The 16,448-nt window shown below is 53.5% G+C and carries 12 protein-coding genes; 9 read left to right on the top strand and 3 right to left on the bottom strand.

Annotation, left to right across the window (positions count from 1 at the left end; translation table 11 throughout):
• The first annotated feature begins 55 nt into the window (after positions 1-55).
• The 3 genes from pyrE (at position 56) to ACS5NO_RS12025 (ending at position 3,949) form a co-directional block, all read left to right on the top strand.
• Complete coding sequence (gene pyrE / locus ACS5NO_RS12035) at positions 56-682, top strand: orotate phosphoribosyltransferase (RefSeq protein WP_439415375.1); 627 nt, start codon at positions 56-58, stop codon at positions 680-682.
• A gap of 12 nt (positions 683-694) precedes the next feature.
• A complete protein-coding gene (locus ACS5NO_RS12030; protein WP_439415374.1) occupies positions 695-2,167 on the top strand; it encodes a capsule assembly Wzi family protein in 1,473 nt (490 codons plus the stop codon).
• A 198-nt stretch (positions 2,168-2,365) separates the two neighbouring features.
• Positions 2,366-3,949, top strand: coding sequence for a DUF4394 domain-containing protein (locus ACS5NO_RS12025; protein ID WP_439415373.1), 1,584 nt, complete (start codon positions 2,366-2,368; stop codon positions 3,947-3,949).
• Positions 3,950-4,057: 108 nt separating this feature from the next.
• On the opposite strand, the gene dprA is transcribed toward ACS5NO_RS12025, so the two are convergent.
• Entirely contained in the window at positions 4,058-5,164 is a 1,107-nt protein-coding gene (dprA, locus tag ACS5NO_RS12020; protein ID WP_500684145.1) for a DNA-processing protein DprA, read from the bottom strand.
• A 102-nt stretch (positions 5,165-5,266) separates the two neighbouring features.
• On the opposite strand from dprA, the gene ACS5NO_RS12015 reads away from it, so the two are divergent.
• The 4 genes from ACS5NO_RS12015 (at position 5,267) to ACS5NO_RS12000 (ending at position 10,970) form a co-directional block, all read left to right on the top strand.
• On the top strand, positions 5,267-6,754 hold the full coding sequence (locus ACS5NO_RS12015; RefSeq protein ID WP_439415372.1) for a PhoX family protein: 1,488 nt from the start codon (positions 5,267-5,269) through the stop codon (positions 6,752-6,754).
• 25 nt (positions 6,755-6,779) lie between these two features.
• Positions 6,780-8,642 (top strand): cytochrome-c peroxidase, encoded by a 1,863-nt coding sequence (locus ACS5NO_RS12010; protein WP_439415371.1) that lies wholly within the window; start codon positions 6,780-6,782, stop codon positions 8,640-8,642.
• A 622-nt stretch (positions 8,643-9,264) separates the two neighbouring features.
• On the top strand, positions 9,265-9,465 hold the full coding sequence (locus ACS5NO_RS12005; RefSeq protein WP_439415370.1) for a hypothetical protein: 201 nt from the start codon (positions 9,265-9,267) through the stop codon (positions 9,463-9,465).
• Positions 9,462-10,970: a capsule assembly Wzi family protein gene (locus ACS5NO_RS12000; RefSeq protein ID WP_439415369.1), complete on the top strand. Its 1,509-nt coding sequence runs from the start codon at positions 9,462-9,464 to the stop codon at positions 10,968-10,970. Before ACS5NO_RS12005 ends, ACS5NO_RS12000 begins: the two co-directional genes overlap by 4 nt.
• 116 nt (positions 10,971-11,086) lie before the next feature.
• Here ACS5NO_RS12000 and ACS5NO_RS11995 read toward each other — a convergent pair whose 3' ends face one another.
• Entirely contained in the window at positions 11,087-11,416 is a 330-nt protein-coding gene (locus ACS5NO_RS11995) for a MerR family transcriptional regulator (protein ID WP_150875016.1), read from the bottom strand.
• A 105-nt stretch (positions 11,417-11,521) separates the two neighbouring features.
• On the opposite strand from ACS5NO_RS11995, the gene alaS reads away from it, so the two are divergent.
• Positions 11,522-14,176: an alanine--tRNA ligase gene (gene alaS / locus ACS5NO_RS11990; RefSeq protein ID WP_439415368.1), complete on the top strand. Its 2,655-nt coding sequence runs from the start codon at positions 11,522-11,524 to the stop codon at positions 14,174-14,176.
• Positions 14,177-14,289: 113 nt separating this feature from the next.
• Here the strand turns inward: alaS and ACS5NO_RS11985 are convergent, their stop codons facing one another.
• Positions 14,290-14,565 carry a hypothetical protein gene (locus tag ACS5NO_RS11985; protein ID WP_439415367.1) on the bottom strand — a complete coding sequence of 92 codons (276 nt, stop codon included), beginning with the start codon at positions 14,563-14,565 and terminating at the stop codon, positions 14,290-14,292.
• A gap of 180 nt (positions 14,566-14,745) precedes the next feature.
• Here ACS5NO_RS11985 and ACS5NO_RS11980 point away from each other — a divergent pair, with 180 nt between their 5' ends.
• Complete coding sequence (locus tag ACS5NO_RS11980) at positions 14,746-16,440, top strand: tetratricopeptide repeat protein (protein ID WP_439415366.1); 1,695 nt, start codon at positions 14,746-14,748, stop codon at positions 16,438-16,440.
• The last annotated feature ends 8 nt before the right edge of the window (positions 16,441-16,448 follow it).

Raw genomic sequence — 16,448 nt, 5'->3', positions numbered from 1 at the left:
AACACTTTTACATTCGACATTTATCATTTTACATTTTACATTCCCCTTTTTTTACATGATTGCAGCAAAAGTTGCCCGATTGCTACTGGAAGTGAAGGCGGTTCGACTCCGGCCGGAGGAGCCTTTTACGTGGAGTTCAGGCTGGAAATCACCGATTTACTGTGACAACCGAATCACGCTGTCGTACCCGGAAGCCCGGACGTATATTCGTACGGCGTTAGCCGAAACGATTCTGAAAGAATTCCCTGATGTTCAAGCCATTGCGGGCGTTGCTACGGCCGGTATTGCGCAGGGAGCGCTGGTTGCCGATGCGCTGAACCTGCCCTTTCTATACGTTCGGCCGGAACCCAAAAAACACGGTATGGGCAACCAGATTGAGGGGCGGCTGGAAGACGGCCAGCGCATTGTGGTGATTGAAGACCTGATTTCGACCGGTGGCAGTTCGCTCAAAGTGGTGGATGTGTTGCGGCAATCCGGAGCCAAGGTACTGGGCATGGCGGCCATTTTTACCTACGGTTTTCCGGTAGCCAGTCAAAATTTTGCAGACAAAGACGTCAAACTGGTTTGCCTGAGCGACTACGAAACGCTGGTGGGCGAAGCCCGGGATCTGAACTACATTTCGGCCGACGCCATGGACTCCCTCGCGGCCTGGCGACAAAATCCGGCGGAATGGAACCGTTAGCCTGATCCGCCGATGAAACGGCTCTTTTGTTTGGCATTCGGCTGGCTGCTGACCACTTCGGCCCTGGCGCAGGAATCCCGGCCATCCAACCCGGTTCAGGCCCACCTCGAACTCGGTGGCATGGGCGCAGCAACCCGCCAAACGCCATTCTGGCTCCGCACCAACCAATACGGCATCGTACCCCTTCAAGGCCCGTTCGGGACGTTGCGAGGACAGATAAGTCGTGAATACCGCACCGACACGGCTTACACCAACCACCACCGGTTCGATTGGAGCGTCGGTGGCTATGCGGCTGTCAATGTGGGCAAAAGCAGTCAGTTTATTCTCCCGGAATTATACGCCAAAGTTCGGCTGGGAAAATTTGAACTCTGGGCGGGCCGTCGGCGCGAGCAATACGGCCTCGGCGACACCACGCTGACGTCCGGTTTTGTGGCCTGGTCGGCCAATGCGCTGCCCATTCCGAAGGTGCAGTTCCACACGCCCGACTTCGTGCCGATCGGTTTTCTGAAAAAACTGGTGGCTTTCCGGCTGGGCTATGCCCACGGCTGGTTCAATGCGCCCTACATCAAAGACGCGTATCTGCACCAGAAATACCTCTACGGCCGTTTTGGAAAACCGCACTGGAAAGTAAAATTTTACGTGGGCATGAATCACCAGGTGCAGTGGGGCGGCCACGCCGATTACCTGAAAGGCACTTCGTTTGCGGTCAATGGCAAGTTGCCTTCCTCATTCCGGGATTATACGGGACTCATTTTTGGGCTTTATCCCAAAGAACTCACCACCAGCCAGCAAACCGCCTTCGACGGCGAAAACCGGGTCGGCAATCACCTGGGTTCCATCGACTACGCCCTGGAATGGACGACCTCCCGGTTAAGCACCTTGTTCTACTACCAGCATTTTTACGAAGACGTCAGCGGAATCGTCTACCTCAACTTTCCCGACGGGTTGTGGGGCCTCCGTTTTCGGAACAAAACCGCCACCCCAAACCCCCGGTTCCGGTGGAATGCCGCCGTGGTGGAATGGCTGCCGATGACTAGTCAGAGTGGATCGGTTTTCGACCAGACGGCTCAGTATCAGGGGGCTGACAATTATTTTAATCACGGTCAGTACCGGGAAGGCTGGTCGTATTTTGGGCGAACCATCGGCACGCCCTTCATTGCCCCGCGAGCCGACTACACCGCCCGCGTGCAACAATACACCGGGGGCGGCTTCTTCCCCAATAACCGGGTCAATGTCTGGTATCTCGGTCTGGAAGGAATTCTATACCGGGTTCAACTCAATGCGCGGGCGTCGTTCAGCCGCAACTACGGCACCTACAATCTGCCGTATTCTCCCCGTTTCGAGCAGTTTTCAGCCTTGTTGGCGGCTCGGGTTCCCCTTCCCCGGCTTTCCAACACCTTCCTCTCAGCCTCATTTGCCTTGGATCAGGGCGCGTTATATCCGACTCAAACGGGTATGTATATGTCTGTTAAAAAGAGCTGGTAATCGCCGTTTTCAACTTTCCCGTAGTATTATCTTTCTCTACCACTGTCCTGATAATCTACTCATTATCAGTGACTCACCTTCTCCTGCCGCGGCCATATCCTAACATTCTTACGGATTGGAAATCTAAATGCCCGTCTTCATTCGTATGACTGTCAATATCCTATCATTCTATTCAACCTTTCTAAAACGATTTGAAACATGAGTACGACTAAAAAAAGGGGATTTCGCCTACCGGCAGGCGCGTGGGTACTCGGCCTGATGGTGGGCCTGAACGCGTGTACATCACCCGAGAACGCCCTGAGCCCCGATGCTACGAAACACAACAGTGCCCGTGAAAGCGCGACGGAGCTTTCTTTTTTTGTTTTAACGGACAACAACCGGTTGAACAAGAAGACCGTTTCGAACCCGATGGCGAACCTGTCGGATACCGAGATCACAGGTTTGAAAGAAAACGAAAAAATCCTGGCCATCGACTTCCGCCCGGCAACAGGGCAGCTCTATGGGCTGGGTAGTACCAGCCGCGTTTACGTCATCAATCAGGAAACGGGGGTAGCACGTTCGGTAAGTGTGGACCCTTTCTCCCCCGCCATCGCCGACGGGGCTTCGGTCGCTTTTGACTTCAACCCGACCGTCGACCTCATCCGGCTGGTGACCAGTACCGGCCAAAACCTTCGGCTCAATCCCAATACGGGCTTGCTCCAGACCGGTGGGCAGGACGGAAACATCAACGGTGGAATGAGTCCGGCGATTTCGGCGGTGGCGTACACCAACAGCAAGGGCGTTTCGAGCAGCACCGTTTTGTATGACATCGATCCGGTTTCGGATCGTCTCTATTCCCAGATTCCGCCCAACAACGGAACGCTCGTCAACGTCGGCCCCCTAGGAAAAGACATCACGGGCAGTGCCGGTTTTGACATTTCGTCTGACAACAGCCATGCCCTGCTGGCCTACTGGGTGGGCGGTAAAGCCGAGTTGGGCAACGTAAACCTTACCACGGGTGCCATCCAGAAGCTGGGCGATCTGGGTTCCAGAACCTACATCGGGCTGGCCATTCCGACGGATGCCGTCGCTTACGCCGTGAGTGGCAACGACCTGCTGATTTTCGATCCGTTCGACATCCGGCCGGTTCAGCGTAACATTACCGGACTACAACCGGGCGAAACGATTCGTGGTATCGACATGCGTCCGGCAACGGGCCAGCTCTACGCTTTGGGAAATTCCAGCCGCATTTACACCATTTCGTATCCGGCCGGCACCAACAACGCCCAGCTTACCGTGGTGGGTTCCGGCGCGTTCACACCAATGTTGACGGGCAGTGACTACGGTTTTGATTTCAACCCAACGGTTGACCGGATTCGGGTCATCAGCAACTCGGGTCAGAACCTGCGGATTGATCCGACAAATGGGAACGTTAGTGTCGACAAACCGCTCAATTATGGTCCTACGGCGGTTGATCGCCCTTCGGTTCGGGCGGCTGCCTATTCGAACAACGTTCAGGGTGCAACGACAACGGTTTTGTATGACCTCGACGACTTTACCAACCGCTTGTACCGCCAGATCCCGCCCAATGACGGTACGCTGGTGGGTGGAAGCCCGCTGGGCATCGACATCACGGCAACCAACGGATTCGACATTGGCGGACGCAGCGACAAAGCCTATGCGCTGTTGACGGCGGGCAGCTCTACCAATCTGTATTCAATCAATCTGAACAACGGCGCGCTCACCAACCTGGGAACATTCCCGACCACGGTACGCGGTTTTGCCATTGGTTTAGGGTTTTAAGTTGGAATGAAAAATGTAAAATGATGAATGTTGAATGTAAAAGTTTCGGATTGGAAACCCCTTTTACATTTAGCATTCATCATTTTACATTTTTCATTCCTTAATTCTCTAATTTAATTGGTACTTCTTCCCCGGCAGCGTCCTGACCATTCCTCTAAACTCCAGGTTCAGCAGCAGTGATGCGAGTTTTCCAATGTGAATCTGCGTTCGCCAACTCAGCTCATCGATGTGCCACTCGGGCTTTTGACGAAAGAGCGCCAGAATCTGACTTTCTTCTTCCGTAAATTCCAGGGCCAGGGCGGATTTGTCGGTCGGAGCGGTTTTGCTCACCGGCTGATCCCAGTTCAGGGCTTCAATCACATCCTCCGGTTTGGTATAAATCTGCGCTTTGTTTTCTCGAATCAGCTTGTTGCAGCCCTGCGAAAACGTCTGATTCAGATGGCCAGGTACGGCAAAAACCTCCCGGTGGTAGTTGTTGGCGTATTCCGCCGTGATCAAAGCCCCGCCTTTGGTGGCCGCTTCCACAATAATGATGGCATCACTCAGGCCCGCAATGATGCGGTTTCGGGCCGGAAACAAGCGAGCATCAGGCTTGACGCCTGGGCGGTTTTCGGTGAGCAAACCGCCCAGCAGCACCATCTCCTGCGCGGTTTTCTTGTGAACATACGGATAGACGATATCAATACCGCTGGCCATAACACCCACCGTCGGCAAGCCATTGACCAAACTGGCCCGGTGGGCCGCAATGTCGATGCCGTAGGCCAGACCACTAATCACCATGGGCTGGTAGGGCTGCACCGCCATAATCAGTTCCTCCGTGATACGCCGTCCATAATCGGTGGCCTGACGTGTTCCGACAATGCCTAGGGTGCGGGTGGAATTCAGGTCGGCGGTACCCTGAAAATACAGCATTGCCGGAGAATCGTAGAGGGCTTTCAAACGGGCCGGATACATCTTGTCGGTATAAAACAACTGCTGAATCCCCAACTTTTCGCACCGCTGCTGCGTCTGTTCTGCTTCCCGCAACACGTCCGGGTGCAAAATAGCGCGGGCAATCACCTCGCCCACACCGGGGGTTTTCCTCAATTTCGACAGGGGCGACCGAAAAACCTCGGAGGCCGAGCCGCAATAACTCATCAGTTGACGAATCAATACGTCGCCCACACCGGGTACGGACGTCAGTGCCGATTGGTAGAATAGTTCAGGTTGATTCACAGGCTGCTCATTCAGGCTTTTTATCAAGACGGAATCGGAAGCCCGGAGTAACGGTACGGGGCAAAATAAAAATTAAGTATATTTGCTAAATAGCCCCATTCCATGTCAACGTTCAGCCGGTTTCACGCTTCCATCCAGATCGCCATCCTCCTTTCAGCGCTTGTATGGTCGGGTTGTCAGAAAGAAGGAAAAACCGGAACCAACCCGGCCACCAAGACGGAGGTGGAACTGAAAGCCTATTCGACCACGCCACCGCTGGTAAAGGCCCTGCCCGGTTTTGAAAGCCTGGAAATTCTGCCACTCATCAGCAGTTCCGATCAACTGGAACAATCACGCGATTTCATTTTTGCCGGCCAACCCGATGGGGCTGGCTTATTGAAAAATCCGGCGGGCGACGGCTATGTGCTGATCACGAACCACGAGATGATCCGGTCGGTTTCCAGAGTTTATCTGGACAAAACCTTCAAACCGGTCAAAGGCGAATACCTTGTCGATGCCGAAGGCGGAATCTGGCGCCTGTGTTCCGCCACACTGGCCACCCCGGCCGAACACGGTTTTGGTCCGCTCTTCCTAACCGCTGGCGAGAGCGACGCGGAAGGTCGGGTTCACGCCATCGACCCGTTGGGCACGGCTGATAAAAAGAACAGCAACCGAACGCTCCCGGCGCTGGGAAAAGCGTCGTTCGAAAATGCGCTTCCCCTGCCGAAAGGCTCGTATCCCAACAAAACCGTCGTGTTGATGACGGAAGATGAAGGCAATGGGCAGGTGACGATGTACGTTTCCACGACGCCCGGCGACCTCCAAAACGGAAAACTTTACACCCTCCGCCGGACCAACCAGGACCCCATCGAAAAAACCATGCAGGCCGACCAGCGGTATGAGGTCGAATTTGTGGAAATCGACAACGCAAAAACCGCCACGGGAGTGCAGATTGCCGCCCAGCAACTGGAAAAAAATGCCATTCAGTTTGCCCGGGTCGAAGACATCGACTACCGGAAAGGCAGCGCGGCCAACGGGCGTGAACTGTATTTTGCCGTCACCGGCTCACATGCCAGCGACCGGGTGCAGTGGGGCCGCATCTACCGACTGGAACTGGATGCCAGCAACCCGCTGAAAGGCCAGTTGTCGTTTGTAGCCGAAGGGTATTCCAATCCGGGCAAGAGCCTGATCAATCCGGACAACATCTGCGTCACCGAGAATTTTGTGTACATCGGGGAGGATGGCGACGCACCGATTTCGACGCCCGACCACGACGGACGCATCTGGCAGTACAGCATCACCACCAAACAGCTCAAACCGTTCCTGGAAATGAATCACCGCCGAAACGATGGCGACTTCCAGCGCAAATACAACATCATTGGTCATCAGGGCATTAGCACTTGGGAATACGGCGCGATGACCGACATTTCGGACGTAGTGGGCGTCCCGAATACCTTCCTGATCAACCTGCAACCACACACCTGGCGCGATACCAAATTCATCAACGCGGATGGCAGCGCGATCACCAAAGACGTCAATATTTACGACAATGCGATTGGGAATATGGGCGAAGGCGGTCAGATTGTCATTGTGCGCGGTGTTCCGAAATAAGCCCCCCCACCCCCCTAAAGGGGACTTGAACTCAACTATTTTCAAGCCCCCTTTAGGGGGGTGGGGGCTTTTCCTGCTCGCAACTTTCACAGGTGTCTTTCTCCTCAATTACCTGGACTCACCGACTGAGAAACCAGTTGCGGCAACGGAACGTGTAAAACAGCAGTTTTCCCGCGATCTGGCGGAATTCCGTGACCTGATTGAAACCCGGTTTTTGCCGCTGGCCGAGAACAGTTCCTCTCCCGATTCGTTGAAAAGCGCCTTTCTGGCCTGCCGCCGGGCCTACAAGAATCTGGAGCCGTTTGCGGAGTATTATTTTCCGGCTACCACCCGGCTGGTCAACGGTCCGCCCCTGCCCGAAATTGAAGCCGAAGACAACCGGATTTCGGAACCCGGCGGTTTACAGGTGATCGAAGAATTGGTTTTCCCGGAATTTGATTCCAACCGGCGGTCGGATCTGATTCGTGAAACCAAAAAACTCCGGCGCGAACTGCTGCGGTATTCGGATTTTGAAAAGGATACCGATTTAACGGACGCCCACGTTTTCGATGCCCTGCGGCTCCAGATTTTCCGGATCATCACGCTCGGAATCAGCGGTTTCGACACCCCACGCTGCCAGACGGCCCTGCCCGAAGCCGCTGCGTCGCTCAGGAGTTTGAGAACGTATGGGTACTTTTACAGCACGAATACGCCCGGTTTTCGGCAACTTGTTCAGCTACTGGACGATTCCGAATCGCACCTGAACCGCGCTTCGGACTTCAATACGTTCGACCGGTTTCAGTTCATCACCGCTTTTGCCAATCCGCTTTCCACGCAAATGCTGGCGTTTCAGAAACAACGGAACATTCAACCGTTCAACGAACTTCGGGTGTTGCGGACAGACGCCAAAACGCTGTTCGACCCCAACGCTTTCAATCCGGATTTCTACGCCCCTACGGTCGCTATGCGCACCACTCCGGCCAAGGTACTCCTGGGCAAAAAACTATTTTCTGACCCGATTTTATCGGCCAGCGATGATCCGTCGGGCGGGAAACGGTCGTGCGCCAGTTGCCACCAGCCCGATAAAGCCTTCACCGATGGTTTGCCCAAAAATGCCAGCTTGTCGGGTCGCGGGTTTGTCCGGCGCAACACGCCCACCTTGTTGAATGCAGCTTTACAAAATGCCCAGTTCTACGATCTACGCGCCCAGACGCTCGAAAATCAGTCGTCCGAGGTCATTCACAATGTGGAAGAAATGCACGGTTCTCTGGAATATGCGGCCCGGACGTTGCAGCAAAACAGCCGGTACCGGGCGTGGTTTAAAAGGGCATTCCCGACCTTGCGGGATTCGATCGAGCCGATTCACATCCAGAATGCCCTGGCAGCCTATGAACGGTCCCTGGTTCGTCTCAATTCCCGGTTCGACCGAGCCATGCGGGAGCAACCTCCCGGAACTGGAAAACCGCTTTTGTCGGCCGAAGAACGGCTCGGTTTCAATCTTTTTATGGGCAAAGCCAAATGTGGAACCTGCCACTTTCTGCCACTCTTCAATGGAACGGTTCCGCCGGTTTTCACCCAAACCGAGTCGGAGGTCATCGGGGTTCCGGTGCAACCCAATCGCCGGCAGATCGATCCGGATCTGGGTCGTTACGCCCTCTTCCGGCTTGACCCGCTGAAGTATGCCTTCAAAACGCCAACGGTGCGGAATATCGCCCAAACCAGCCCGTATATGCACAACGGTGCGTACCAAACGTTGGAGGAAGTACTGCAATTCTACAACCAGGGCGGGGGCCAGGGACTAGGAATCCAGCTCACACACCAAACCTTACCGGCCGACAAACTTGATCTGACGGACTCCGAACAATCGGCACTGCTGGCCTTTCTGAAGACCCTGACGGACGCAAAGTAGGATAATTACGAGAACCGTCCTTCCGAACGTATAGCCTAAAAAACCGTTTTTTTGAAAACGTATATATTATTATCGTCGACCCAACTCAGTTATTACTACTCAAGGCTGCGAATTAAAGAAATCCCGTATTGTCATTATTCTTACAGATAATCATCTAAAATTCACACAGGTAAGCCGCTAAAGTTGCCGCTTTTTGCCTTTTTTATAAGACACAGGCCGGGACCAGCAGAAATAATTTCACAATACTTTACAAATAGATTGATTTTAAATTACTCAAAATGGTAAGATTCTTTAAACCTTTTGAGTTACCAAAAGTTAAAGAATGAAAACTTACCCAATCGCATGAAACCAGTAGTTGCCATTCTGTTTGCTGAAGGCCACGTTGCAAACCGTCTATCCGCCCGCTTCGGCAGAAGCAGCTTTTTGGACTACCCACCTCTCCATTAGCGTACTTTTCATTTTCCGTCTTTCGTCACCCCACCGTACTTTTTTCTGACCACCCTGAATATCCGCCGGAATCGATGATTTCCGGCGAATCATTGTGGCTTTATGCCGTACAATCAGAGTTCAATTCACAGCACAACACACAACTTAAATTTCTTGACCGCACATGGCACCCAAAATGAACATTGAAAAACGCTCCTTTCTTTCCTGGTGTTTGCAGTTCCTGTTGATTCTGATCAGCGGATCTTTGGCCCTCGGAAGCGCCTATATGGCTTATAAACTAACCCGCGAAAGTTCAATTACCCTGGGTTTTGCCGGCATTGGTTTTTATGTGATGTACTACCTGGGCGGAACCTTCATACCAGTTAGGGCAAAATGAGACTACTTTTATTGCTTTTCTGTCCGATCCTGGGATTTTGCCAGACCCGGATCGAACGAAAACCCATTCAGCTTTTCGCGGAAGTGGGCGGTTTTTACGGCAGTTCAAAACAGACGCCCTTCTGGTTACGCTCCAATCAATACGGAACCGTGCCGACGGATTTGCCGTATGCCAGCGTGCGAACCGGCCTTCGCTGGGATTCCCGATTTTACCCCATCGATGACAACACGCCAATAAAGAAACGAGATTTTTTTGGCTTTGGCTACGGTGTCGAACTGGTGGGCAATACGGGGGCGGGTTCAAAAACCACCCTGATCATCCCGGAGCTCTACGGCAAACTTCGCGCGGGGGCCTTCGAACTGGTGGCCGGACGGCGTCGGGAGGTGGTCGGTCTGGTGGATTCGACCCTGAGTTCGGGGTCTTTCAGTTGGTCGGGCAATGCGTTGCCTTTACCGAAAATCCAGATTGGCCTGTCGCAGTATACCCCCATTCCCCTGACGGCCGGCATTCTGTCGGTCCGGGGCTTTTTCGCCCACGGCTGGTTCGAGCAAAAAAATTTCGTCAGCCGGGCCTTTCTGCACCAGAAAGCCCTGTATGCCCGGATCGGCAAGGCAAAGTGGCCCGTCAAACTCTACGCGGGTTTCAATCACCAGGCCGAGTGGGGCGGCACCACCAGCGAACTTTCGGATGGGTTGATCAAGGAAGGCCGTTTTCCGTCTAACTTTCAGGCGTATTCGTACATGGTAACGGGGAGTAGCCTGGGCTACAATCCCGGTGTCGATACGACGTATTACAGCCGCTTCGACCGGGAAAACCGCATCGGCAACCACTTGGGCAGCATTGACGTCGGACTGGAGTTCAGCACCAAAAAAATGTCGATTCTACTGTATCGCCAGAGCGTTTACGAAGACGGTTCGCTGTTTTACCGCACGAACCTGGAAGACGGGCTCAACGGCATTCGCTTTCGGAGTTTGAAACCGGCGACCTCGGGCTTCCGCATCACGGGTGCCGTCGTGGAACTTCTGTATACCAAAAGCCAGGGTGGCAGCGTTTTTGAAGCCGCCGACAAACTGCGCGGACGCGATAACTACTTCAATCACAGCCAGTATCGCAGCGGCTGGTCGTATTTCGGGCAGGGCATTGGAACGCCTTTCATCACGCCGATGACCACGGCCCGCCCGGATCTGCCGCAATACGGTTTTTTCAGTAACAACCGGGTTCGGGCTTTCCACACTGGTTTGCAGGGCGGGTTTGGGCGCAACTGTACGTTTCAGATGAAGCTATCGTACAGCGAAAACTTTGGTACCTACGACGTTCCGTTCCCCAACACCGTCGAACAGTTTTCATCCCTCCTTCAGGTGGGCGTTCCGCTGAACCAGAGTGGTCTGCTCGTGACCGTTTCTGCCGCTTCCGACCAGGGCGGTCTATTCCCCCGCAGCAACGGCGTCTACGCCGGCATCCGAAAAACCTGGGATTACTACCAATACCGTTCGAAGAGGATGTAAAGAACGGTTTACGGTTTTCAGTTTACGGTTTACGGTGGTTGACGCACGCTGACTGCCGCGTTTTTAAGCAGGCGGTAGCCACCGTAAACTGAAAACCGAATACCGAATACCGAAAATTATCCCTCCAGTTGACTCTGGGTTTCGACCAGGAATTTGCGGATTTCCTGCAAACGGCCGATCATCTGTTTAATTTCATTCTGACGCGATGAGCGGGCTTTGAGGTGTTGCCTCGCCCCTTCCAGCGTCAGTTTTTTTTCTTCCACTAATTCCAGAATTTCCCGGAGATGTATGATGTCATCTTTGGTATAAATCCGGTCACCGGCGCGGTTTTTACGGGGCTTGAGCGTAGGAAACTCTTTTTCGTAAAACCGCAATTTCGATATGTTCACCCCCAGCATGTCGGCCACCTCGCGAATGCCGTAATACCGTTTTGTTAACTCCTCCATAGAACAAACTTCCGTTCAAACCGGAAGAAACACAAGTTTTCCGTAAATTTGCAAAACATTTCAATCCGTAGCCATCACAGGGGTGATGACTGACCACCAAGTACCATGACTTCTTCCGAAATTCGCCAGCATTTTTTAGACTTTTTTCAAAGTAAAAACCACCTGATTGTTCAGTCGGCGCCCCTGGTGGCCAAAAACGACCCGACGCTGATGTTCAACAACTCGGGCATGGCTCAATTTAAGGATTTTTTTCTGGGCAACGGAACACCGCCCGCCAAACGGGTCGCCGATACGCAGAAATGTCTGCGGGTTTCGGGGAAGCACAATGACCTTGAAGACGTCGGTTTTGACACCTACCACCACACCATGTTCGAGATGCTCGGCAACTGGTCGTTTGGTGATTATTTCAAGAAAGAAGCCATTACCTGGGCGTGGGAACTGCTGACGGAGGTCTATAAGCTGCCGAAAGAGCGGCTCTATGTGTCGGTTTTTGAAGGTGATACCAAAGACAACGTTCCGTTTGATCAGGAAGCCTGGGATTTGTGGAAACCGATTGTGGGTGAGGACCGGATTATTCTCGGTAACAAAAAAGATAATTTCTGGGAAATGGGCGATACGGGACCTTGTGGTCCCTGCTCCGAAATCCACGTCGATCTGCGGCCCCAGTCGGAGGTAGACCTGAAGCCCGGTAAGGAACTGGTGAACGCCGATCACCCACAGGTGGTCGAAATCTGGAACCTCGTTTTCATGCAGTTCAACCGCAAAGCCGACGGTTCGCTGGACCCCCTGCCCGCGCGGCACGTCGACACCGGCATGGGATTCGAGCGGCTTTGCATGGCGATTCAGGGCAAGCTGTCGAACTACGACACCGATGTGTTTACGCACACCATCAAGGTCATCGAAGAACTGTCGGGCATCTCCTACAAAGGCTCGCAGCGCGATTACCCGGACGTGGCCATGCGTGTCATTGCCGACCACATCCGGGCGGTTTCGTTCGCCATTGCCGACGGTCTGGTGCCGTCGAACGCGCGGGCGGGCTACGTCATCCGCCGGATTTTGCGCCGGGCCGTTCGCTACGGCTACTCGTACCTTGGTTTCACCGAACCCTTTATGACCAAACTCGTGCCGACACTGGCGATGCAGTTTGCCGACGTTTTCCCGGAACTGAACGCGCAGCGTGATTTTGTCGCCACGGTGATTCGGGAAGAAGAAGCCTCGTTTCTGCGAACATTGGAAAATGGTTTGAAATTACTCGATAAAATCACCTCCGATCTGGCACAGTCGGGCGGGAAAGAGATCGACGGCGAGACGGTTTTTGAACTCAACGATACGTTCGGTTTCCCCTCCGATCTAACCGCTTTAATTGCGCGTGAAAAAGGGCTTTCCATCGATGAAGCCGGTTTTCAGAAATCCCTTCAGCAACAGAAAGAACGCTCACGCAAAGATGCGACGTCAGCAACCGGCGACTGGACGGAACTCACGGACATCGACGGCGTCGCGTTCGTCGGCTACGACCAAACCGAAGCCGAAGCCCGGATTGCCAAATACCGGAAGGTTCAAAACAAACAAGGCACACAATACCAGATCGTGCTGGACCGGACGCCGTTCTACGCCGAATCCGGTGGTCAGATTGGCGATACTGGCAGTCTGGAACTACGCGTGGGTGACGAAGCCGTATTGATCCGCATTGCCGATACGAAAAAAGAAAACGACCTGATCATCCACATTTCCAACGACAAAAATCTGGAGGACATCCTGGATAATCATACGGCGGTTTTCGCCAAAATTGATACCCACCGTCGCGTCGCCATTGAAGACAACCACTCGGCTACGCACTTACTTCATGCCGCCCTGCGTCAGGTGCTGGGCAAACACGTCGGGCAGAAAGGTTCGTACGTCGGGCCGGATGCCTTGCGGTTTGACTTCTCCCACTTCGCCAAAGTGACGGATGCCGAACTGGGGGAAGTGGAGCGAATTGTGAATGAAAAGATTCGGGAGAATATTCCGTTGAACGAACGGCGCAATGTGCCCATCGACGAAGCTAAGACCTTGGGGGCCATGGCGTTGTTCGGTGAAAAATACGGCGACTTCGTGCGCGTCATTACCTTTGACCCGAACTATTCGGTCGAACTTTGTGGCGGAACCCACGTACCGGCAACGGGGCAAATCGGCCTCTTCAAGTTCACGTCCGAAGGTTCCGTTTCGACCGGTATCCGACGCATCGAAGCCGTGACCGCCGAAAAGGCCCTAGCCCTTCTGAACGAGCAGCAAGCAACACTGGACCAGTTGAAAGAACTCCTGAAAGCGCCGAAAGATGTGCTGAAAGCCGTTCAAAACCTGATGGACGAACGCCATCAGTTACAGAAAAAAATTGAGGTGCTGGAAGCCGAGAAGCTCCAGAAAGTGAAAGCGGATCTGTTGACGAAAGTCTATTCGGCCAACGGGCATTTCGTCATTGTGGAACGCATCGAGGTTCCGTCAGCGGATGCGCTGAAACAACTGGCGTATGACCTGAAAGCCAAACTGGAAAATCTCGCCCTGGTATTGGGCGCTGATGTCAACGGAAAACCGCAACTGGCCGTGATGCTGCCCGATGACCTGATCAAAACCAAAAACCTCCACGCCGGTACGCTGGTGAAAGAACTGGCGAAGGAAATCCGCGGGGGTGGCGGTGGTCAGCCGTTCTTTGCCACCGCTGGCGGCACCGATGCCACCGGCCTCGACCGGGCGCTGGCGAAGGGGCGGGAGCTTTTGCAATAGAAGTTAAAAAAAGGAATTTCAAATAATAAATGATGAATGTTAAATGTAGAAGTGCTGAATTGCCAACTCCTTTTACATTTAACGTTCATCATTTTACATTTAAAATTCCCTTATTACCCCTCCTTCGTTTCCTTCTCTTCCTCCAGCGGAGTATGTTCTGAGCCCAGCACCGGCCCCAGATACGAATGCTGCCAATCTTCGACCTGCTCCGGGGTTTTTAATTCATCCATTTCAACAACCCGGTGTTTCAGGTGGGGGTATTGGGCATCCAAATCCTGCTCGATCAACGAGACCTCGGGCGACGTCTCGAATTTCATCGGTATTGTGGTCGGGGTTTCCACGCCCCGCTCATCGACGGCGACAACGTGAACTACAAACATCTTTTCCATACGGTGAAATCTGGTTTTCTACTAAACCGTTCCGACGCGCAAAAGTTGGGTGTGATCTTGCTTTCCTTTTCGTAAACGGTGAACATCCCAATTAATAAATTGCTATTTTTACGTACACCCCGGACGGGTATCCGCATTTTACCTATCAACGGGATGCCCATACGATCCGCCAACACGATCATGAAACGACTCTATACCTACTCCTATCTCCCGCTCCTGCTGATCGCGTTGCTGGTTGGGGAATATTCTCAAACCCAAAAGCTGCCCGAACCGGCGCAAACGCTGACGGTTAGCGAAGTTCCCTACGCCCCCATTTGCGGCATGGCGAACATTGGCGGGATTCCTAATTCGCTGCTGCAACAATCCGTTGCGCTAAGGCCGAATGTCGGGCAATTCGCGACGCCGACGTCGACCAAAAACCCGAAGGCACAGGCGTATTTTGAACAGGGTATGGCGTATCTGCACGGGTATGCACTGGTCGAAGCGGCCCGGTCGTTTCACGAAGCATTGAAATTCGATTCGACGTTTGTGATGGCGCACGTGGGTCTGAGCCGTCTCTATATTCAACTGGAAGACAACAAAGCCGCTTTAAAAGCCGCCGAAACCGCCAAGTCATTTTCGAAATTTGCTTCGGAACGCGAAAAAGCCCACATTGATCTGCGGTTTGCGCAATTGAAAGCCGTCGATTCCCTGAGCAATCAAAAGCTGCTGAATGAGTATCGAACGAAAGTTAACGGAGCCGTCAAGCGCTTCCCAACCGATCCGGAACTGTGGCTATTGTCCGGTAACTCCTACGAAAAATTTGCCACCGGCCGGGGTCAGGGTTCCTCGACGGGCAGCATCGCCATTTACGAGAAAATCCTCCAGTTTGCGCCCGAACATCCGGCAGCTCACCACTATCTGATTCACGCCTACGAAGGCATGGGCGACTATACCGAAGCGTTGAAACACGGCAAAGCCTACGCCCGGCTGGCACCGAATCTGGCCCACGCCCTCCACATGTATGCCCACGACCTGATGAAAACCGGGGATGTGGATAGTGCCATCGCGGAAATGAAACAGACGGATGCCATCGAACGCGGGTTGTATACCAGCGAAAAATACGATCCGATGTACGACTGGCACCACATTCACAACATCTCGTTGCTGGCGCTTTGCTACCAGTATCAGGGCCGGATTCAGGAAGCGGAACAACTGGTGAAGGAGCGGTTTGAGATCAAACGACCGATCAATCTGGAGCGCACGTTTTACAATAAAATGGGCTACCCAACCCTGCTGATTACGCAAAACCGGGACGAGGAAGCCCGGCCCATCGCCGAGGAAATGACGAAAGGCAAAACACCGGGCGAACGCGTGATCGGACACTATTTACTGGGCATGATCGCCTTGAAAAAGAACCAGATCGAATCGGCGCGGGCGTCGCTGAAACAGTCCCAAACCGAGCTGGTAGAAGCCAAAAACATTGCCCACACCGACTGGCTGAATGCCTGGCTCGATCCCCATCCCAAATTCCTGGCTTCCCTGATTGCCCTGCACGACCCCGCAGCCCGGGAAAAAGGACTGGCCGACATCCGCAAGTTTCAGGCCAGCGCCCGTGACCAAACCGGCCCCGATCCGTGGATTGAAGCCCTTTTCCAACTGGAAATGATCGCGCAGGTGGCCGCCCAACTCAAATTGACCGACTTCGCTGAAGAAGCGACGAAAGTGCTGGCAGAACACGATCCGTATTATCCGGGCACTCATTTTGCCCTTGCCCGGGTGGCCGAACTGAAAGGTGACAAAGCCACCGCCGAGCGCGAACGTCAACTGGCCCGGCAAGGGTGGTCGAAAGCCGATGCGGTATTTTTAGCGCAAAATTTTTCAAAAAAGAAATAACAAAATTC

The sequence above is a fragment of the Larkinella fluvii genome (assembly GCF_051857545.1).
In the GTDB taxonomy this organism is placed as follows: Bacteria; Bacteroidota; Bacteroidia; order Cytophagales; family Spirosomataceae; genus Larkinella.
This window is presented reverse-complemented; position numbering and strand designations above follow the sequence as displayed.